This is a genomic window from Prevotella sp. HMSC073D09, from assembly GCF_001814145.1.
Lineage (GTDB): Bacteria > Bacteroidota > Bacteroidia > Bacteroidales > Bacteroidaceae > Prevotella > Prevotella conceptionensis.
The window spans coordinates 40855-60577 of the sequence record NZ_KV815092.1 but is presented as its reverse complement, the minus strand read 5'-3'; the positions used below and the strand labels follow the sequence as shown (position 1 = coordinate 60577).

The window sequence follows — 19723 nt, the reverse complement described above, 5'->3', positions numbered from 1 at the left end:
CACTGTATATATCGGGTATCGCTGAATAGTTACCTGACGCCTTTTAAAGGTGAAAGAGTGAAAAAGTGGAAAGGTGAAAAGATGGCTGATGCCTTTTAAAGGTGAAAGAGTGAAAAGGTGGAAAGGTGAAAAGATGGCTGATGCCTTTTCACCTTTTCAAAGTTGACAAGTTTGTGGCGAAGCATCTTTTCACCTTTCCACCTTTTCACCTTTTCACCTTTTCACCTTTCCCTTAGAGATCATCCGCAAACACAGGGTCGTCGTACGATAGCATGATGGGTGCTTGTGCAGCCATCTTTTGTATGTCGGCCGACACATATTGCTTGTCTACCACCAAACGGAAGAAGAAGTCGTTGAACCAATTGTTCGACATGATGAGGTAGCCCTTGTGTCCGTTGTCGTCTCCCCAGCTGTTTTCAACCTTCCATTTCAAAGCCTTACCTTGGCTATCTAGGTCAACAGCCGTTAAGGTCATGGCGTGTGTAGAGCCGCTGTCGAAGGTGGCAATGCGGTCTGCTTTGTTCATGGGGAACGTTGTTCCGAAGAGTGGTCCGTAGTCAAAGTTGTTGACATCTAGATAGCCCTTGCTGCGGTCTAGCTGCTTGCCCACATCGTAAGAGCTGTACATCTTATGCCCAGCTTTAAGCGATGCGATGGCCATCTTATGTATCTCTTCCATAGGAAGGTTAAGGTAACGCCAGTTATGTCCGTCGTAGGTATGGCGGTCGTGTTTCACTTCGTACACCTTATAATAGGCGTTGCGGGGGTCGTTCATCACCATAATGATGTTTTCGTTAAGCGAACGGCCCACTGTTTTGTCGTAAAATTGTTTCGGCGTATAGGTCTCAACGGGCGTAATGGCCTTGCCCTCCTTGTTCTTAAAGGCGTATTGGAACGACTTAACGGGTTCGCCCAAGGTCAAGGCAAGCATCTTATACACCGTGGCAAGCATCTGTGTCTTGCGTTCTTGTATCTGTGCAGGTTTTGCTTTGGCGGCAACCATCTTGCGAAGTTCAAGTCCAAACTCGCGCAACTTCGACGAAATCAACTTCGACATGCGGTTAGAGTTCTCGCTCGAATAGGTTTCGGGCATCACACTTTTGGGTACAAGGCCATATTTTTCGGCCAAGTCGGCCACGCCACAGAATGTTCCACCATCGTTAAGCGGATGCTTAAAGAAGAATTGCACTTCGGGGTCGTTGATGGGTTTCTTGGCACAATCTACCACACTTTGCAGCATGAGGTTGGCTTTTTCTAGCTGGTCGTAGAAAAAGAGGTAAGCGTGCGAATACTCAACCGTTAGCGAATCGCTGCGTAAGGCAAAGTCGGCCCTGAGCACATTCAGGCCTGTAAACATCCAACATCTTCCCGAGCTCTTTTGGTTGTGTATGTTTTGTTTGGGCGTTTCCACGCTAAAATATGCGTCAACGTCGGCGCGACTTTGTGGCGTGCGTGCCAACTCGTCGATAGAATTGGTGGCAATGGCATTAGCGATGGCTCTTTCGGCCGTGGTTTGTTTACCGTTTTGCTGTATCTGTTGCAGCATTTGCAAGGATATTCCACCATCCTTGGTTTGGGCGTTAAGGCTGCCTACTACTGCCAGGCAAGCCCCCACAATCAGCGTTTTGTTGTTCATAAGTTGTTTGGGTTTGTATTTTTGCACAAAGTTAGCAATAAAAACCATCATAAGCAAACAGCTTACGCCCTATTTGTTGGTGAAGGGGGGATTATAGGAGGGATGGTTGTTGGCGGAGGAGAGTAGTTCTGCTGGTCTGGCTAGGTCTTCTTGTTTATCTAGTCGTTTTAGTGGGGCTAGCCCGATAAACCCAACTAAATGCCTTACTATGGGCAGGTAAAACCAATCTGGTTGCTATCGTTAATTAGTGTTGTTAGTGAATGTCGCGTTTCCTTTTTTCTTCTATTTTGATTATATTTGCAAAGGCTATGGTTTTGGAAAATAACCTTATCGTTTGTTCATTAATTTCAAAGGCATGATGGAGAATATGGTTCATAGATTGTTGTTGGGGAGAAAATGTTGGTGCCTGTTTTTGCTTTCTCTCCTTTTGGCACCAGTAAATATGCGCGCACAAGTGGCTACACCAACAGAGAACGCAGACAGTGTGGCGAGCGAAAAGACTTTGGCGGAGGTGAACGTAATTGCAAAACACCTTACACGCGAGGCCGATCGTATCGTGGCTATGCCCACACCCGAACAACGTAAGCATGCACACACGGGCTACGACCTTGTGCGAAACCTTATGATACCTGGAGTTAGCGTAGACCGGAAAACCTTTAAGGTGAACACACCAGCAGGGGGAGCTACACTTTATATAGATGGGCGCGAGGTGGATGTACGCGAAGTGCGAGCCTTACGGCCGAGAGACGTGGCTAAGGTGGAGTATATCGACATGCCAACGGGTAAGTATGCCAAGGATGTTGCCGCCTTAAACTTCGTTACAAAACGCTTAACGCATGGCGGATACACGCAGATTGATGCGCTGCAAGGCCTTGGTTTTTTGCAAGGCGACTATAACGCTGTGTCTAAATATTCGGTGAAGAGCACCAATTTCAACGCTTGGGCAGGCTACGCCGTACAGCAACCGCGAAACCATATCATAGAGAGCGAACATTTTTCGCTTGCAAGTGGCGATGTTGATAGAATGGGCGTGTTGCCCGAACGCTCTACTTTAAGAATTAACAAATATGCCCAATGCAGTGTGAGCAGGATGAAAGAACGGGCCACTTGGATGATAAAGGGAGGGCTGAACTACATGCGAACATTTGAGAATAAGGAGGGCGAATGGTATTATACTGGGCCGATGTCAGGGCGATTGGCTACTTTACAAAGCGGTGGTGAGCGTAGTTTTCGCCCCGAATTGTTTCTCTATGGAACATGGAAAATGGGCGAAAACCAATCAATAGAAACAGTTTACGATGGTTATTATTCGCGAAACCATTATCTTAATAATAACGTGGAGGGTGGAGATACGTACAAGTCGGACGTTACGGAGAACTACCTGTACTCGCGATTGGGCGTGTATTACAACCTTAAATTAAAGCATGGCAACAGTTTGTCGTTCAGTTTGTCTGAATATTTAAGGCTTAGCAAGTCGCACTATCACATTTTTTGCCCGCGTGGCAACGCTTGCGCTCGTCTGAAACGATATTGTTTGTCGACTATACGCAGCGTGTGGGGCGATTGTTTTTCGACTTCAAACCTGGCCTTTCGTACCTAAACTATCGGTTAAAAGGTTACGATGCTATAACGCATGTTACGCCTCGCTTGGGCTTTTCGGTGGCTAACCGCCTGTCGGATGTGCAACTATTGCGCGCCGAACTTAAACTAGGAAACACTTATCCCACTTTAAACACGGTGAATTATGTAACCCAACAAGTGGATAGGGTGATGCTTAGGCGCGGCAATCCCGACATGCACAACTCCATATTATATTCTCCCCGACTAACGTATGGCTTAACTTTCTCGCGTTTGGCCATGAATGTATCGGCTAGCTATCTGTTTGCCAATCATATTATAACCAACGATTACCATGCCGAGGGAGATAAAATGGTGAATACTTTTAGAAGCGACACGCGCTATCATGCCCCTTCTTGCTCGTTTTCTACTACTTATCGGCCTTCAAAAATGTTTAATGTAAAGGTGGATGCCAATTGGGAAAGGAATGTGCTGAGGGGCGGAACACAATTGCAACACACAAAGTGGAGTGCTGCACTTGAAACCAATTGTTACGTAAACGATTTCGCTTTTTCGGCATCAGTCAAAACGCCCGAACGCCAATTGGTTGATAATCATAAGCTGGTAAAAACGGGATGGCTCTACGATATTGCTTTGTCTTGGAACCATAATAATATTGGTGTAGAGATGAATTGCTCTAACCTCTTCATCAGACGCAATGTAACTACAACCGATTTGCTCGCAGGCGTGTATGCCTATCATGGTGAAAGGCAAAGCGATTGGCATAACCAATACGCCACATTGAAGATGATTTGGAGTGTGGACTATGGTAAAAAGACACCCAAATCTGTGCGAAATGTCCGCAAAGAGGCCGAAAGTGCCATCTTGAAAGCTGAATGAGGTGGGGGTTACTCGCTTTCTTCCCCCGCCTTAAACAAGCTAAAATTGACACTGCCGTATGCCCGATGTTCCACGAAATGGGCATGTTGGGAGAAGTCGTTGCCTTTTCCGTGCTCAAAAACAAACACGCCGTCGGGTTTAAGTAATTGGTGTTGGAAAATCAAATCGGGTATTTTCTCCAATTCGGGTAAGGCGTATGGCGGGTCGGCAAAGATGAAATCGAACTGTTGGCGGCAGCTTTTGATGAACCGAAACACGTCGCCACGGATAAGCAAACTTTTGTCTGTGCCCAGTTTTGTGGTGCATTGGCGAATGAAGTTGGCGTGTTCGCGGTCGGTTTCCACGCTCACCACGTTGGCACATCCCCTTGAAAGCAGTTCTAGCGAGATGCTGCCCGTGCCTGCAAAGAGGTCTAATGCCGTGGCATCCTCAAAATCTACGTATGCGTTTAGCACGTTAAAGATGTTCTCTTTGGCGAAATCGGTGGTGGGTCGGGCCTTAAATGAGCGAGGAATGTCGAAGTGCCTACCTTTATATAGTCCGGTAATGATGCGCATGATGAGTGGGTTGTAAGGGTGATTGGGGCGTGTGGTTGTTGGGGGCAAACTTATCTTACGCCCTCTTTAACGCCCCTGACGAAGATGGTCATAAGGTCGTAAGGCAGCCCCTCAATGGCGGTGATGGACGCGCGATTGAAGTCGGCTACGGGGTTGGCCACGTATGTTTTCTTCACAAATTCCAACAAGGCGGTCTTCGTCCACTCCTTGTCGGGTATGTCGCCCGAAAGGTGCAGCTCGTCTTGCATGCTGTCGAACCCCAGCTGTTTCCACACATAAAGGATGAAATACACGGCATCGCGCGAGCTGTTGGTGTCGAAAGCGTTGCTAAATTTAAATCTATTCTTGCCAAACGAGAACACTTCTAGGCGCTTGTCATGGAAGTAAGCGTATAGCTTGCGCCTACTTCCCGTAAAGCTACGGCGGTGTAAATGTGTCCACACACCTTTCATTAGCGGCGTTATGCGCACGTCGGCAAAGTGGTCGTCAACCACTAATTTAAGGTCTTTGTTCACGGCGAAGGCTGCCACTGCATTGAGATCGGGCAGCACATGGTGCATCATCGTATCGGCATCGGCCAAAACCATCGTGCGATGGTATAGTTGTCGCACATCTTCCTCTTGGAATTCGTCGATGGGAACGAGCATAACCGGCGTGTCTACCAACAGGTTGGCGCGCTTGTAACCACGAAGTAGCAAGGTAGATGTCTTGAAAGCCTCGCGTAAGTTGGCCGCAACAGAGATGCCGCTACGAACGGTATAGGGTTCGAAAAACAAGTTTGTCTGCACCGTAGGGTCAACTGCGGCGAAGGAAAGCGTGTTGCGTGTGGCGCGTATCACCAGTCGCGTTTGCTGTATATGTAGGTCGGGGGCAGTCTCCTGCATGGCTTTGGGTGGGGTTTAAGCGGCGGCGCGGACGATGCTTAGCACGCATAGGGCCAGCAATACTACTGCGCAAAACGCCAAGATGTAATTAATGTTTACTTTCATTCGGTGTTCGGGATACTTTTCCTAACTTTGCATTCCGTTGTGTTGGGTACGCCGTAACAAGGACAAACCTTGCACAACGCTCCTGCAAAATTACAAAAATGTTTGCAAACTTGGTGTTTAAGAAATCAAAAAACAATGATTACCGATGAGATAACCCTTCGCCTAACGCAATGTTTCGGCCATACGCCAACAGACGAACAGGCGTCGGCCATACGCCTTTTCGCCCATTTTTTGGTGAGCCGCAACCCCCATTCGCTGATGCTGATGCGAGGGAGTGCGGGCACCGGAAAGAGTTCTTTGGCTGGTGCCTTTGTGCAAGCGTTGGGACTATTGGGACAGAAAACGGTGCTGATGGCACCTACGGGGCGTGCGGCCAAGGTGTTTTCGCTAAACAGTGGCGGGCATGCGGCCTTTACTATCCATCGTAAAATTTACCGATTGCGTGCCTTTGCTGGCGTTGGGGGCGAGTATAACCTGAACGATAACCTGCATGCCGACACGCTGTTTATGGTGGACGAGGCCTCGATGGTGGCCAACGGAGGTGGGGCAGAGGCCGCTTTTGGCAGCGGACGACTGCTCGACGACCTTGTGCGATATGTATATGCTGGGCGCAATTGCCGTCTTATGCTCATCGGCGACCAAGCTCAGCTGCCGCCAGTGGGCGAAGAACAGAGTCCTGCACTCGACACACAGTTTATGCAAGGCTATGGCATGGAGGTGTTTGCATGCGACTTAAACGAGGTGGTAAGGCAGCAATCGGCTAGCGGCATCTTGTTCAATGCCACTTGTTTGCGGCAACTAATGGGGCGCGACGAAGATACGCTGTTGCCACGAATACGCTTGGATGGGTTCGCCGACTTACAAGTTGTCCCTGGTGACGAACTTATCGAGACGCTCAACACCAGCTATGCTGAGGTGGGGATGGACGAAACCATCGTGGTGACACGCAGCAACAAGCGGGCAAACGTTTTTAACCAAGGCATCAGAAACACGGTGCTTGGCCGCGAAGAACTGCTTACCACGGGCGATTTGCTTATGGTGGTGAAGAATAACTACCATTGGACGGAGAAAGAACGTAGTTCTATTGGCTTTCTTGCCAATGGCGACAGGGCGCGCGTGATGCGTGTAAGAAACGAACAAAGGGCTCACGGCTTGCGCTTTGCCGATGTGTGGTTGCAGCTTACCGACTACGAGAACGAAGAATTGCAAGTAACGGTTGTGCTAGATAGTTTGCTTTCTGAGTCGCCTGCACTCACGGCTCAGCAAAACGAGGCACTATATAATAATGTGTTGAACGATTACGCTGATATTCCTTTGAAAGCCGATAGAATGAAGATGGTAAAAGGTGATGCCTTCTTCAATGCTTTGCAGGTGAAGTTCGCTTACGCCGTTACTTGCCATAAGGCGCAGGGCGGACAATGGGAACATGTGTTTCTTGATCAAGGCTATGTGCCAGAAGACACGTCGCGTTCTGATTACTTACATTGGCTGTACACGGCTTTTACGCGAGCCAAAAGCAAATTGTTTTTGGTGAATTGGCCGAAGAATCAGGTGGAATAAAGAGCCTCTACGCAGTTCATAACAGGCTTTATACCCAACCTCTCTCCAAAGGGAAAGGGGAATGATGTGCTTTCCCAATTGCGTTGTAAGGCACAGTTTAAAGGATGTTTTGAGGGTTTCGAGACCATGTTTGACAAGTGTGTTGGCTGTTGTAATTATGCTTGTTCAATACGTTTTTTTGCAACCAATGCAGTACAAGCTATCTTGTACAGCGAGTACAAGTGGCTTGTAGTCACACTACAAACTACTTGTAGCCACGCTACAAGCTGCTTGTAGTCGCACTACAAGCTGCTTGTAGTGTCAGTCTTTGTAGCTAGTAGCCTCACAAACAGAGTTGGTAGTGACGCAAGTTGATGCTGACTGGTTAATAATTTAAGGAGTTCATTTTAGGAGTTATGGAGTTAAGGAGTTATGGAGTTAAGGAGTTAAGCCAAATGCCTTGATGGCGTTAGCCATTTTTTCACCTTTTCACCCTTTCACCCTTTCACCTTTAACACCCTCACTTCCGCATTCCCCATCTTCTCCACTTCGTGCATTTCCTTGTTGTAGAACACGCTTTGTATAGCCTTATTGATGATGCCGTGGCCCACGGCTAGCACCGTTTGGTTGGGGTAGCGTTGGACAATCATGTCGAGAAAGAGGCGGGCGCGATGCTTGATGTCCGTTAGCGACTCCACATCTTCGGGCCAAGCCTTGCCTTTTAGGCTAGGGATAAATGCGCCAGTGAAACCGCCCCAATCGCGTTCGCGCAAGAGTGGAGTGGTGCAGAAAGGCTTATTGTGTGGCGCAGCAATGATGCGACAGGTGTGTTCGGCGCGTTGTAAGTCGCTACTTACAAAGGCGTCGATGGGCGTATCGCTAAGTTCGCGTGCTAGCTTTTCGGCTTGTGCCACGCCCGTTTCGTTCAGTTCGCCTTGCGTTTGACCTTGAAGTATTTGGTTAGCGTTGGCCACAGTCTCGCCGTGGCGCACCAATAAAAGTGTTGTCATCTATTTTGTTTGTGAAGTTTTGAGTTTATGGGCATGTAAGTTTGCGGCGTGAGTTTAGGAGTTTATGCCCAATATGCGCTTTATCCGTTTATGAGTTCGGGCGAAAAGGGGGTTGCTTAGCACTTTTCGTTGGACGTGTTCGGTCTGCCTAAGTGCTGGCCTTTGGATGCCCTTTGTCATAAACACCGCACAAAAGTAACCAAAAATATTGCACCGACAAAAGATAGTTTGTATTTTTGTAGTCGGGTAATGAGGAGTTCTAAGACTTTTTGAGCAACGAGAAAACAACAGCAATACATGCTTACACTTAATCTCCGAGTTGACAGAACCTGCCATCTGTAATCCACTTGTATATATAATCCAATGAGATATGAAGACAGTTCAAACATCTTTCATCCGTGCCATCATCGCCATTGTGGTGGGACTATTGTTAATTAAATACCGCGAAGACACGGTGACGTGGATAACCATTATCATCGGCGTGTTATTCTTTATATCGGGCTTAATCTCGTGTATCGTCTACTTGGTGAACCGAAACGCCAAGCCTACGGCCGCTGTCGACGTAGAGGGAAGACCCATTTCGCTAAACAAACCCACGTTCCCCGTGGTTGGTATTGGCAGTCTTGTGCTGGGCGTTGTATTGGCTGCGTTCCCCACCATTGTGGTTAATTGGATGGTTTACATCCTCGGCGCCATTCTTATCTTAGGTGCCGTAGGGCAATATGTAACCTTGGCCAGTGTGGTTAAGCTTTCTAAACTGAGTCTTTATTTTTGGCTCATGCCCTCGTTTGTGTTTGTTGTGGGGCTCATTGCCCTCTTCAAACCCTCGTGGATAGCCTCTGCCCCCTTGCTCTTCCTTGGTTGGGCTATGGTGTTTTATGGCGTAGTGGAATGTGCCAACGCCTTTAAGATAATGAACATACACCGACAAGTGGCACGAATTGAGGCACAACAGCAGGCCGAATGCGAGGCGATGGAGGCCGATGCGGTGGAGGTTGGCACGCAAGATGAAACGGAAACGTCATCAGACTTGTCTGGCTTGTCTAAACAGTCTGACTTGTCTGACCAGTCCACAACGCCCACCAACAACACGCCCGAAGAGCAGGATAATCCCAACTTAGGTGCGGGAATTTAAGTCCTGTCGAAATTCTTTAAGTGATGGTTGAGCAAGCAGACAACACACCATTGCAGGCTGCGGAAGGCTGTCGCGTTCTGTTGGCTGGTGCAACGGGCTATTTGGGAAGTTTCGTTTTGCGCGAATTGCAACGGCGAAACTACTCAACGCGCGTGATTGTGCGCAATCCGTTGCGCATGCAATCGGTTTCGCCGAACGTTGATGTAAGGGTGGGCGAGGTTACGCTGCCCGACACTTTAAAGGGCGTTTGCGAAGACATAGACGTGGTGATAAGTACGGTAGGCATCACTCGGCAGAAGGACGGCATGACCTATATGGATGTTGATTTCCAGGCCAATGCCAACCTCATTGACGAGGCTAAACGCAGTGGAGTGAAACGTTTTATCTACGTTTCGGTGTTTAATGGCGCAAATATGCGACACTTGAAGATTTGCGAGGCTAAGGAACGGTTGGGCGACTACCTGAAAAACTCTGGGCTAGATTATTGTATTGTTCGCCCAACGGGGTTCTTTTCTGATATGCGCGACTTCCTTAAAATGGCCAAAGGGGGAAGTGTTTGGCTCTTTGGCGATGGCATGTTGCGCATGAATCCCATTCATGGGGCCGATTTGGCGCGGGCTGTTGTAGATGCTTTGCATAGCCAGCAGCACGAACTTAACATCGGTGGACCCGACTTGTTAACGCACAATCAAATTGCTGAATTGGCATTACGAGCCTACGGCCATCAGCCACGTGTTCGTCATTTGCCCGACTTCGTGCGCCGCTCTACGCTCTTTCTCCTTCGTTTGTTTACTCCTGCCAAAACGTATGGCCCACTAGAATTCTTCCTTACGGCAATGGCTATGAACATGCAAGCACCTATTTATGGGGAAGAAAGGTTGGAAGATTTCTTTAAACGGGAGGTAGAAAGCGAGCGGAAGACAAAGTGAGAAGACTTTGTAAAGGTGAAAAGGTGAAAAGGTGAAAGAGTGAAAAGGTGAAAAGATGTCTGCGCGCATGAACTTGTTCTCTCGTTAACTCGTGAACTTGTCAGCCATCTTTTCACCTTTTCACTCTTTCACCTTTCCACCTTTTCCTTGTGATTGGTAGGGGTTATAACCACCTCAAAAGGCGGTGCGTTGCTGGCTTTACTTATAAAACTTGTTGAGTTTATCCATTGCCTTATTAAATGCCCGCGTATCTAATCGGTAGTTAGATACGGGATTCATGCGGGCATCGTAAACATCCAGACCGCCTTCTGCATTCTTTTCTAAGATAGAGTCGCCGCCAATGATAAAGGCATAGTTGAGGTTACTGCCCACGATATGCCACTTACGCGAACTGTTATCACTGAGAAGATGCCCCATGCTATAATCGGAAACAGGGTTTTTAACGCCCAAATAGTTGTGCATCAGCGTAGGAACAATGTCGTAATGTGTAGTGCGGTGGCTATATTTCTGCGGTTTTGCACCTGGGAAGTGGCAAATTAGCGGCACTCCAATCTGCCATACCGAGAAGTTGCCGTTGTGTCCCCAGTAGTTCTTCTTGTTTTCGTTGAACTCTTGTCCGTGGTCGCCAGAGAGAATCACGATGGTGTTATCAAGCATGCCGCGTTGCTCTAACGTTTGGAAAATCTTCCCCAACAAAATATCGTCTTGATGGCAAGTGTTAAGGTAGAGGTTAAAAAAGGGCGTCGGGTCCATATCGTTATTTAGCTTGGTATAATCGGCATAAGGCCACGCAGGTGCAAAGGGGACATTGTGTTTGGCGTCGAGTTCGAAACTGTGTGGCAGGTCGAAAAACACAAACGAGAACAGCGGACGTTTGCTTTTAAGGCGTTCTGGCAATTCGCCAATGAAGTCGGCACAGATACGTTGGTCACGTTCAAGTGCCGTGTTACCTGCCGTTTCGGTTCTAACGCCCTTCACTTTGCCAAACACCACCTTGGCAAAGTTTGGATTGTAAAATTGCGCTGAGGGATAGACACGTATGTCGTAACCCAGCTGTTGTAAGCGGTCGATGAACACCGGACTGACCCTTGCGGCCTCGAAATCTTCCCAATAATAGCATGTAAGACCGAAGAACAAACCGAAAACAGCACTGCGTGTGCCGTTGCTGGCACTGAGGTGATTGTCGAACCATTGCTGTTGTTGGGCCCATCGGTAGGTGTTGGGCATACATTGGGGCGTTAGCGAACGTTTGTTCCACGAGTCGAGCAACACCAATACGATGTTGGGCAGGCTGTCGGGACGTTCGGTTTGCAGGGCATGTATGGGGTAAGCAAGGGTTCCGTTGCCGCCCTTTTGCAGCATACGCGTGTCTACGGGAGCTTTAAAGCCTAGGTTCGTCATGAACGAATAGGCCGTGGTGGGGAAATAATAAGGTAAGAGTTTGGCGCTATGCACCACTGATGCCTGCGACATGAACGCGCCGTAGATATGTGTGAGGTGGGCAAAGAGGGTGCTACCTACCAATGTACACACGATGGCCGCCACGTAGGCCTTGCCGCGTTTGCGCCAAACCCAACCCGAAAGCCAATAGGCACCATACACAACGCCAAGGAGTAAGAGGAAAAGGCCCAATTCTTTGAGGTAGAGCCATGTGTCGAAGGTGAATATTTCGCCCGCACCAGGACCGAAAACCATGTTCAGCACAAAGCCGTTGATGTGGAAACGATAGATGGCATACACCTGTGCATCGAGGAAAACGAGCAATACCAGCAATACTACTAGCACAAAATGCACCACGCGGGCTATGCGCACACAGCCCGTACAGGCTATGAGCACATATATAAGGTATGGCAGAAGGGCTAAACAAGCGGCATGCGATAGGCACGACGCAAAGAAAAAGAGATAGCCTAAGGGCGACATGATGTCGAGCGTGTTGCTGGTAAACAACACAAAGAGAAACTGAAAGGTTAGCAACAATACTGTGGCCGAAAAGAAAAGAAAGCCACGTTTAAAGGCTGTGCGCAAGGTTTGGTTTTGCATTATCGTTTTGTTTGATGGCCCTTTGGGGCAGATATGCGCTGCCGTGGGGCGAGGGGTGTTGCGTTTTTGGTAAGGATATAAGGCTGGTTCTAAAAGTTCCACACTAACTTTTCAATGGTGTTTACCGAGGTAATGCCTTGGTGGATATTTAGAACCAGCCTTAAATCTGTATAAAAGTAAAGCTAATCATTTCCCTTTCCCTTGAAGTGGGGTAGGGAAATGCATCCATTTTATTGGCAAGCCAGTTCAACGGCCTTGTCTACGGCCACAGAAATACCGTCGAGGTTTTTGCCACCTGCCGACGCATAATGGGGCTGACCGCCACCGCCACCTCGGATAAGCTTGGCGGCCTCGCGGATAATTTGGCCTGCGTTCAGTCCGTGTTCGCTCACCACATCGTCGCTGAACATGATGCTAAGCAAAGGTTTGTCGTTGGCTGTTGAGCCGACAACGCACACCAAGTGTTGGGGAATGGCCTCGCGAACCTTAAATACCAAGTTCTTGGCTTGCTCGGCATTGATGGGCAAAACAGCCTTAACCACTTTCAGTCCGTTTACGTTTTTGGCATTTTCAACAAGGTTTTCTTTAAGTCTTTCTACGGCTTGTGCCGAGAATTTCTCAATCTCTTTGCGCATGGAGTCGTGTTCTTCCATGTACTTGGCGATAACTCCTTGCAGGTCTTTGGCATTGTTAAAGAGGTTGCGAATGCCGCGAAGAGTGTCTTCCAACGCGTACATAGCCTCCTCACAACGCTTTCCGGTGAGGGCCTCTACACGGCGGATGCCTGCTGCCACACTGCTTTCGCTAACGATTTTGAACATACCGATACGCCCCGTGCTGCGTGCATGGATGCCACCGCAGAACTCGCAGCTGGGTCCGAAACGCACAACGCGCACCGTATCGCCGTATTTCTCGCCGAACAAGGCCACTGCCCCCATCGCCTTAGCCTCTTCTAAGGGCGTATTGCGGTGCTCGTCAAGTGGTAAGTCTTGGCGGATAAGGTCGTTTACAAAGCGTTCCACTTCGCGAAGTTCTTCGTCTGTAACCTTTTGGAAGTGCGAAAAGTCGAAACGCAGCGTGTCGGGAGCCACCAACGAGCCCTTTTGTTCAACGTGTTCGCCAAGCACTGCCTTCAAGGCATAGTCCAGTAAGTGGGTTGCTGTGTGGTTGGCGGCACTTGCCTCGCGCTTGTCTGTGTCCACACAAGCCATAAAGTCGGCCTTGGGGTCTTTGGGTAGGGCCTTCACGATGTGTATGCTTTGGTTGTTTTCGCGCTTAGTGTCGATGATGTCAACCGTTTCTTCGCCGTTTACTAGCACGCCGCAGTCGCCTACTTGTCCGCCCATCTCGCCATAAAATGGCGTGTTGTCTAACACCAACTCAAAGTAAGTGTTTTTCTTTTGCGTAACTTGACGATAGCGAAGTATGCGACATTCGTACTCGGTATAATCGTAACCCACGAAGTTTTGTTCGCCTTCGCGCAACACAACCCAATCGGAATTTTCCACCGCAGCGGCATTTCGTGCGCGTTCTTTTTGCTTTTGCATCTCTACATCGAACTGGGCGGCGTCTACTTGCAGCCCGTTTTCGCGGCAGATAAGCTCTGTAAGGTCGAGCGGAAAGCCGTAAGTGTCGAACAAACGGAAGGCTTGCGTGCCGTCGAGCGTGGTTTTTCCCTCGGCTTTCAAGCGTTCCATCTCATCGTTAAGCATCGAGATGCCCTTTTCAAGCGTGCGAAGAAAAGCGTCTTCCTCTTCTTTCATCACGCGACCGATAAGCTCGCGCTGTGCTTTCAGTTCGGGATAGGCCTCGCCCATCTCGTGGATGAAGGTGGGCAATAGCTTAAACATGAAGGCCGAACGTTGCCCCAAGAACGTGTAGGCGTAGCGAACAGCGCGGCGAAGGATGCGGCGAATAACGTATCCTGCCTTGGCATTGCCTGGCAATTGGCCGTCGGCAATGGAGAAAGCCACGGCTCTAAGATGGTCGGCAATCACACGCATGGCCACGTCCACCTTCTCGTCTTCGCCGTATTTCAGGCCCGACAGGCGCGAAATCTCTTGTATAACGGGTTGGAAAACATCGGTATCGTAGTTGGATGTCTTGCCTTGCAGCGAGCGAACAAGGCGCTCGAATCCCATACCCGTATCGATAACGTGCATGGGTAGGGGTTGCAACGAGCCGTCGGACTTACGATTAAACTGCATAAACACGATGTTCCATATTTCGATAACCTGCGGATTGTCCTTGTTTACAAGGCTTGCGCCAGGCACTTCGGCCTTTTCTTTGGCCGAACGAGAATCGAGATGTATCTCCGAACAGGGGCCGCATGGACCCGTTTCGCCCATCTCCCAGAAGTTATCATGCTTATTGCCGTTGATGATATGGTCGGCTGGCAGGTGCTTTGACCAGTACTCTGCGGCCTCGTCGTCGCGTGGAATGCCCTCTTCTTCGCTGCCTTCGAACACCGTAACATAGAGGTCTTGCGGATTAAGATGCAGCACATCTACAAGATATTCCCACGCATAGTCTATGGCCTCGCGCTTAAAATAGTCGCCAAAGCTCCAATTGCCCAACATCTCGAACATGGTGTGATGGTAGGTGTCGTGGCCAACCTCTTCCAAATCGTTATGCTTTCCGCTTACGCGAAGACACTTTTGCGAGTCGGCTCTGCGGCGTGGCTCGGGGTCGCGCGTGCCCAAAATGATGTCCTTCCATTGGTTCATGCCTGCGTTTGTGAACATCAATGTGGGGTCGTCTTTAATCACCATGGGGGCCGAGGCCACTATTTTGTGTCCTTTCCCTTCAAAAAAATGTTTGAAGGAGTCGCGTATTTCGTTCGCTGTCATCATCGTTTATTATCTTGAATTTATTGTTTACCTCATATTTTATGAAACCCGAATAAGAACGCTAAACAAGGCTTACAACAGGGTTGTAAGGGCCATTCTTTGGTTTAAGTTGCAAAATTACAACATTTTTTTCAAATGCACGTTGTTCAAGTGGTTATATTATGCTGTTTGTTAATGTTGGTTTACGCCTTGATTTTATTTTTTCCAAAGATTGGAAAAACCAAAGATTTGTCGTAATTTTGCATCATGAGAGAGAGCTAAATGTAACTTCGTCCAGGATAACTTGGTTACCATTACAGGTTTTAAGCGTGCACAAGTTTAAGCTTGTGGCATGTTGTTCAGACACGAAACAATGTATAACGAACGAAGGACTATTCCCAAATTCCCCCCACAAAGGGCCAAAAGCTAACCCATCATGGTATTGAAGACTGATAGAAACCTAAAGTTGTACTACTCGATTAAGGAGGTGAGCGACATCATCGGCGTTAACGAGAGTACGTTGCGGTATTGGGAAACCGAACTTCCGCAGCTAAAACCGCGCACCGCTATGGGGTCGAAGGTGCGACAATACACGGAAAGAGACATCGACCTATTAAAGAACATCTACACGTTGGTTAAGGTGAGAGGTTTTAAAATTGCCGCCGCACGTAAGATGATAAACGAAAATCGTGAAGGCGCAAACAAGAGTACGCACGTACTTAACACGCTTCTCTCGGTTAGGGATGACTTGCGCGCCCTGAAAAAAGAACTAGACGGACTGGTGTAAAAGACAAAAACATAGATACGCCCATAAATAAAGGCCACACAATAGGCTTGCAACAAGGGCATCTACCCTAAAAAGCAAAAAGGCTTCCTGCAAATAGCAAGAGGCCTTTTTTCTATGTCTATGCCAAACTAGGCTGCTTTCTTTCTCCAAGCTAGTCTACGGCTTAGCATTTTCGAGCCTTACTTCTTGGCCTCCAATTCGCCCAAGTAGCGTTCGGCCTCCAAAGCGGCCATGCAGCCCGAACCTGCAGCAACAACTGCCTGGCGATAAACGGGGTCGGCACAATCGCCAGCCGCAAACACGCCTGCAACATTGGTTTTAGGTGTTCCTGCAACGGTTTTGATGTAGCCTATCTCGTCGAGGTCGAGCCAATCTTTAAACACATCGGTGTTGGGCTTGTGCCCAATGGCCAGGAAAAAGCCGTCAATAGGCAAGTCATAGCGTTGTTCGTCGCTTTCGCCCTTGCGCTTTACGAGGTGTGCGCCCTGCAAACCATCTTCACCATAAAGGCCTAACGTGTTGTGTTCGTATAGGATTTCGATTTTGGGATTGCTCTCAACGCGTTTCTTCATCACGTCTGATGCGCGCAAGAACGGCTTACGTACAATCATATATACCTTCGAACAGAGCCCTGCAAGGTAGCTGGCCTCTTCGCAAGCCGTGTCGCCACCGCCCACAACAGCCACCGTTTTGTTGCGATAGAAAAAGCCGTCGCAAGTGGCACATGCGCTAACGCCTTGGCCCGAATACTTCTCTTCGTCGGGCAAGCCAAGGTATTTGGCCGATGCACCCGTGGCAATAATCACCGTTTCGGCTTCTATCTCTACGCCGCGATCGGTGGTAACTACGTATGGTTTGCTGCTGAAATCAACCTTGGTAATCTCTCCGTCGCGAATGTCGGCACCAAAGCGGGCAGCCTGTTCGCGCAGTTCCGCCATCATTTGGTTGCCGTCCACTCCCTTGGGGTAGCCGGGGAAGTTCTCGATTTCTGTTGTTTGGGTGAGTTGTCCGCCCGTTTGCATTCCGCAATATTGCACAGGACTTAGGTTTGCCCTTCCTGCATAGATGGCCGCAGTGTAACCGGCCGGACCGCTACCCACGATGAGGCAGCGCGTATATTCTCTTTTTTCCATAAATGATTTGTTTTTAATTTGGGATGTACCCTTTATGTAAACATTGTGCAAACAATGTGCCAAAAGGGTGTTTCGTGGGGTTTACCGATGGTTTAAGATGCGAAAAGGAGTTAAAGAGTGCGCCCAACGTGCCACCATACTTGCTGTATGGGCTGCTGAAAACCCGCATTACCTACCCTTACCTTATATATATATGTAGGTATGTGGGCGCAGGTCTTTTAGCATCTCTCTTTAACTCCCCTCGCGCTCAGTGCTTACGCATTAAAGGCATGTTCTAAAAAATCCCCGCAAAGGTTCATTCTTTGTTCCTAGTATTGCTCTTCACTGTCTTTTTGCTTTTAGTTGGCATCTTTTGCTTTCTCTTTCAGTTGCATAGGTAGCTATGCTCCTTCAAGAGGTAAACAAAACCTGCTCAGCTAAATGCTAAAAATACAGCAAAGGCAATTTTTAGAACCTGCCTAGAGCAGTTCTTCAATCTTCTTGCTCACGTTTTCAAGGCTTTCGGTGGGTTCGAAACGGGCCACCACAAGTCCTTGCTTGTTAACGAGGAACTTGGTGAAGTTCCATTTGATGTCGGCCTTTTCCTTATAGTCGGGGTCTTCCTTAGAAAGAATCTCGTCGAGTATGGGTGTTAGCTTGTGGTTTGGGTCCCAACCGGCAAAGCCCTTTTGCTCTTTAAGATACTTGTACAGCGGGTCGGCATCGTCGCCATTAACCTTTATCTTCTTGAAACGTGGAAATTCGGTGCCATAAGTCAGCTTGCAAAACTCGTGAATGCTCTCGTCTGTGCCGGGAGCTTGCTGTCCAAACTGGTTGCAAGGGAAGTCTAGAATGGTGAAACCCTTGGCATGGTATTTTTCGTAGATAGCCTCCAATTCTTCGTATTGCGGTGTAAAGCCGCACTTTGTTGCGGTGTTAACGATGAGGATAACCTCGTTGGCATACTCTCTCAAAGACACTTCGCCACCTTTTCTGTCTTTAACGGCGAAATCGTATACTGTTTTCATTTCCAAATAATGTGTTTAATGTTATTCAAATTAGCGCCTCTTAGCGCGTCTACAAAGATAACAATTATTATTGAAACGGCACTTTGAAAATACCTACATTAACATTATTAGGGGAAATTCCCCCGAACGATAGGCAAAGCCCTACACCAAAATAGACGAACCACCCATGCACACGACCACATGATTGCGTAACTTTGCAACAGAAACAAAAAACGAATAGGATTATGAAGAGCTTAAAGAACATAGGCATAATGGCTGCTCTTGCCGTTGCCACTATACTTGTTACGAGTTGCGAAATAGACAACTACTACGAAGATAACACTTACCGACGTTACAGTTGGTGGGACGACAGCTACGAATATCCTTCTAACGACTTGCTTGCAATGGCTCAAACGTTGCGCGGGCACTGGGACGGACGGTTTGTGGCTCGCGGAGTGGATGCCTACGGCAATGCAGGAACAAAAGTGTATTACACAGATATTGAGTTCGACCAATACAACTCGAACGCCATTTATGGGCGTGGAAGGCAGGTTGACTATGAAGGACGGAACGACCCAAACCCATTTAGGCGCAGCTTTTCGTGGCGTATTGACACGCGTACACGGGCAATCGTCATCACATACGACAACAATTACACGATGACCATCGCTTATAGCGAACTTCATCTCAGCGATAACGGGTTTGAAGGGGTGATGCGCGGCGCAAACGAAACAGACGAATTTGATTTCAGAAGGTACACGCTAGCCAAAAAAGGCACGGTAGACTTGTCGGAACTAACCGACACCACAAGCACAAAATAAACCTCCACCAAAAACAGTAATAATAAAAACAAGCCAACAAGTAAGTGGCTTACGCGGCCGAATGGGCCAAACAAGAAACAAGTTTCATGCCATATAGTTTGTAAATAAGTTGTGAAAATGCGCGCGGACGAGCAAATAAGCTCGTCCGTTTTTGTTGTGCGCCTTATAACCTTACAAACTTATAAACTCAACAACTTATTAACGCGCCTTCTTATGAATTTACAGGCTTGGAACTCATTAACTTAGTAATTCACGAACTCAACATCTAGAAAACGCAACAACGTATAACCTTATAGCCCCATAAGCCCAACAATTCACAGGCTTAGCCCTTATAAACTCACGGACTTAACAACTCGAAAACGCCAAAACTTATAACCTTAATCGCTCAACAACTCACAAACAAATAACCTCAACAACTCGCAAACTTAATAACTCAACAACTCGCCAACTCAACAACTCATAAACTTACTGCGTTACACGCTCATAAACTCAAGACCTTATTAAGGTGCAAATATTTTACAAAACATGCCTAATCCACCACCCCCTTCTAGCGAAAATATAGGTGTTTTATCGGGCTTTTTACCATATTTTGCAAGCTTGCGGACTTCTGTTCTAGTCCATTTTTGAGAAAATCAGCCGCATTTTGCACCATTTAGCCTTTCTAGTTTGGTTGTCAGCTCATTATTTTTTGCGCCCAATTACTCGCTTTTAGTCCCTAAAACCCCACTTTTTAGCGACAATTTTGCCCTTTTGAGCCATATTCTTAGTGGCTCGAAGGGGTTGTATTTATACCATCGCAATGTATTTTTATGCTTTTCGTCTCGCATTTAGCAGCATTTAGAACTGCGTTTAGCACCAAAATGCACTGCGTTTAGC

The 19723-nt window shown here is 48.0% G+C and carries 15 protein-coding genes; 7 read left to right on the top strand and 8 right to left on the bottom strand.

Annotated elements, in window-relative coordinates:
• Positions 1–232: 232 nt before the first annotated feature.
• Complete coding sequence (locus HMPREF2955_RS07925; RefSeq protein WP_070722466.1) at positions 233–1636, bottom strand: C1 family peptidase; 1404 nt, start codon at positions 1634–1636, stop codon at positions 233–235.
• A 427-nt stretch (positions 1637–2063) separates the two neighbouring features.
• Between HMPREF2955_RS07925 and HMPREF2955_RS16850 the strand changes: the two genes are divergently transcribed.
• Together HMPREF2955_RS16850 and HMPREF2955_RS16845 are read left to right on the top strand one after the other, a co-directional pair.
• On the top strand, positions 2064–3236 hold the full coding sequence (locus HMPREF2955_RS16850) for a hypothetical protein (protein WP_246830100.1): 1173 nt from the start codon (positions 2064–2066) through the stop codon (positions 3234–3236).
• Positions 3191–4093 carry an outer membrane beta-barrel protein gene (locus HMPREF2955_RS16845; protein WP_246830099.1) on the top strand — a complete coding sequence of 301 codons (903 nt, stop codon included), beginning with the start codon at positions 3191–3193 and terminating at the stop codon, positions 4091–4093. Before HMPREF2955_RS16850 ends, HMPREF2955_RS16845 begins: the two co-directional genes overlap by 46 nt.
• 8 nt (positions 4094–4101) lie before the next feature.
• On the opposite strand, the gene rsmD is transcribed toward HMPREF2955_RS16845, so the two are convergent.
• Together rsmD and HMPREF2955_RS07910 are read right to left on the bottom strand one after the other, a co-directional pair.
• Entirely contained in the window at positions 4102–4650 is a 549-nt protein-coding gene (rsmD, locus tag HMPREF2955_RS07915) for a 16S rRNA (guanine(966)-N(2))-methyltransferase RsmD (RefSeq protein ID WP_009229196.1), read from the bottom strand.
• A gap of 50 nt (positions 4651–4700) precedes the next feature.
• Complete coding sequence (locus tag HMPREF2955_RS07910; protein ID WP_009229197.1) at positions 4701–5534, bottom strand: DUF3822 family protein; 834 nt, start codon at positions 5532–5534, stop codon at positions 4701–4703.
• A gap of 240 nt (positions 5535–5774) precedes the next feature.
• Here HMPREF2955_RS07910 and HMPREF2955_RS07905 point away from each other — a divergent pair, with 240 nt between their 5' ends.
• Positions 5775–7199 (top strand): ATP-dependent DNA helicase, encoded by a 1425-nt coding sequence (locus tag HMPREF2955_RS07905; RefSeq protein ID WP_070722455.1) that lies wholly within the window; start codon positions 5775–5777, stop codon positions 7197–7199.
• A 476-nt stretch (positions 7200–7675) separates the two neighbouring features.
• Here HMPREF2955_RS07905 and HMPREF2955_RS07900 read toward each other — a convergent pair whose 3' ends face one another.
• Positions 7676–8188 carry a histidine phosphatase family protein gene (locus HMPREF2955_RS07900; RefSeq protein WP_070722453.1) on the bottom strand — a complete coding sequence of 171 codons (513 nt, stop codon included), beginning with the start codon at positions 8186–8188 and terminating at the stop codon, positions 7676–7678.
• 370 nt (positions 8189–8558) lie between these two features.
• Between HMPREF2955_RS07900 and HMPREF2955_RS07895 the strand changes: the two genes are divergently transcribed.
• On the top strand, positions 8559–9323 hold the full coding sequence (locus HMPREF2955_RS07895) for an HdeD family acid-resistance protein (protein ID WP_070722449.1): 765 nt from the start codon (positions 8559–8561) through the stop codon (positions 9321–9323).
• A 23-nt stretch (positions 9324–9346) separates the two neighbouring features.
• A complete protein-coding gene (locus HMPREF2955_RS07890) occupies positions 9347–10252 on the top strand; it encodes an SDR family oxidoreductase (protein ID WP_070722447.1) in 906 nt (301 codons plus the stop codon).
• A gap of 198 nt (positions 10253–10450) precedes the next feature.
• On the opposite strand, the gene HMPREF2955_RS07885 is transcribed toward HMPREF2955_RS07890, so the two are convergent.
• Positions 10451–12292 (bottom strand): sulfatase-like hydrolase/transferase, encoded by a 1842-nt coding sequence (locus HMPREF2955_RS07885; protein WP_070722446.1) that lies wholly within the window; start codon positions 12290–12292, stop codon positions 10451–10453.
• Positions 12293–12522: 230 nt separating this feature from the next.
• Complete coding sequence (gene alaS, locus HMPREF2955_RS07880; protein WP_070722444.1) at positions 12523–15144, bottom strand: alanine--tRNA ligase; 2622 nt, start codon at positions 15142–15144, stop codon at positions 12523–12525.
• Between the two features lie 412 nt (positions 15145–15556).
• Between alaS and HMPREF2955_RS07875 the strand changes: the two genes are divergently transcribed.
• Positions 15557–15907 (top strand): MerR family transcriptional regulator, encoded by a 351-nt coding sequence (locus HMPREF2955_RS07875; protein ID WP_009229209.1) that lies wholly within the window; start codon positions 15557–15559, stop codon positions 15905–15907.
• Positions 15908–16086: 179 nt separating this feature from the next.
• Here the strand turns inward: HMPREF2955_RS07875 and trxB are convergent, their stop codons facing one another.
• Together trxB and HMPREF2955_RS07865 are read right to left on the bottom strand one after the other, a co-directional pair.
• A complete protein-coding gene (trxB, locus tag HMPREF2955_RS07870; protein WP_070722442.1) occupies positions 16087–17040 on the bottom strand; it encodes a thioredoxin-disulfide reductase in 954 nt (317 codons plus the stop codon).
• 458 nt (positions 17041–17498) lie between these two features.
• Entirely contained in the window at positions 17499–18047 is a 549-nt protein-coding gene (locus tag HMPREF2955_RS07865; RefSeq protein ID WP_044077532.1) for a glutathione peroxidase, read from the bottom strand.
• Between the two features lie 224 nt (positions 18048–18271).
• On the opposite strand from HMPREF2955_RS07865, the gene HMPREF2955_RS07860 reads away from it, so the two are divergent.
• Positions 18272–18847 (top strand): hypothetical protein, encoded by a 576-nt coding sequence (locus HMPREF2955_RS07860; RefSeq protein WP_070722440.1) that lies wholly within the window; start codon positions 18272–18274, stop codon positions 18845–18847.
• Positions 18848–19723: the final 876 nt, after the last annotated feature.

Bases quoted from the DNA above. Each gene is read 5' to 3' on its own strand.
- HMPREF2955_RS07860 (WP_070722440.1), top strand. From the start codon at position 18,272: ATGAAGAGCTTAAAGAACATAGGCATAATGGCTGCTCTTGCCGTTGCC.
- HMPREF2955_RS07890 (WP_070722447.1), top strand. From the start codon at position 9,347: ATGGTTGAGCAAGCAGACAACACACCATTGCAGGCTGCGGAAGGCTGT.
- HMPREF2955_RS07905 (WP_070722455.1), top strand. From the start codon at position 5,775: ATGATTACCGATGAGATAACCCTTCGCCTAACGCAATGTTTCGGCCAT.
- HMPREF2955_RS07895 (WP_070722449.1), top strand. From the start codon at position 8,559: ATGAAGACAGTTCAAACATCTTTCATCCGTGCCATCATCGCCATTGTG.
- HMPREF2955_RS07900 (WP_070722453.1), bottom strand. From the start codon at position 8,188: ATGACAACACTTTTATTGGTGCGCCACGGCGAGACTGTGGCCAACGCT.
- trxB (WP_070722442.1), bottom strand. From the start codon at position 17,040: ATGGAAAAAAGAGAATATACGCGCTGCCTCATCGTGGGTAGCGGTCCG.
- HMPREF2955_RS07910 (WP_009229197.1), bottom strand. From the start codon at position 5,534: ATGCAGGAGACTGCCCCCGACCTACATATACAGCAAACGCGACTGGTG.
- HMPREF2955_RS07925 (WP_070722466.1), bottom strand. From the start codon at position 1,636: ATGAACAACAAAACGCTGATTGTGGGGGCTTGCCTGGCAGTAGTAGGC.
- rsmD (WP_009229196.1), bottom strand. From the start codon at position 4,650: ATGCGCATCATTACCGGACTATATAAAGGTAGGCACTTCGACATTCCT.
- HMPREF2955_RS07885 (WP_070722446.1), bottom strand. From the start codon at position 12,292: ATGCAAAACCAAACCTTGCGCACAGCCTTTAAACGTGGCTTTCTTTTC.
- HMPREF2955_RS07865 (WP_044077532.1), bottom strand. From the start codon at position 18,047: ATGAAAACAGTATACGATTTCGCCGTTAAAGACAGAAAAGGTGGCGAA.
- alaS (WP_070722444.1), bottom strand. From the start codon at position 15,144: ATGATGACAGCGAACGAAATACGCGACTCCTTCAAACATTTTTTTGAA.
- HMPREF2955_RS07875 (WP_009229209.1), top strand. From the start codon at position 15,557: ATGGTATTGAAGACTGATAGAAACCTAAAGTTGTACTACTCGATTAAG.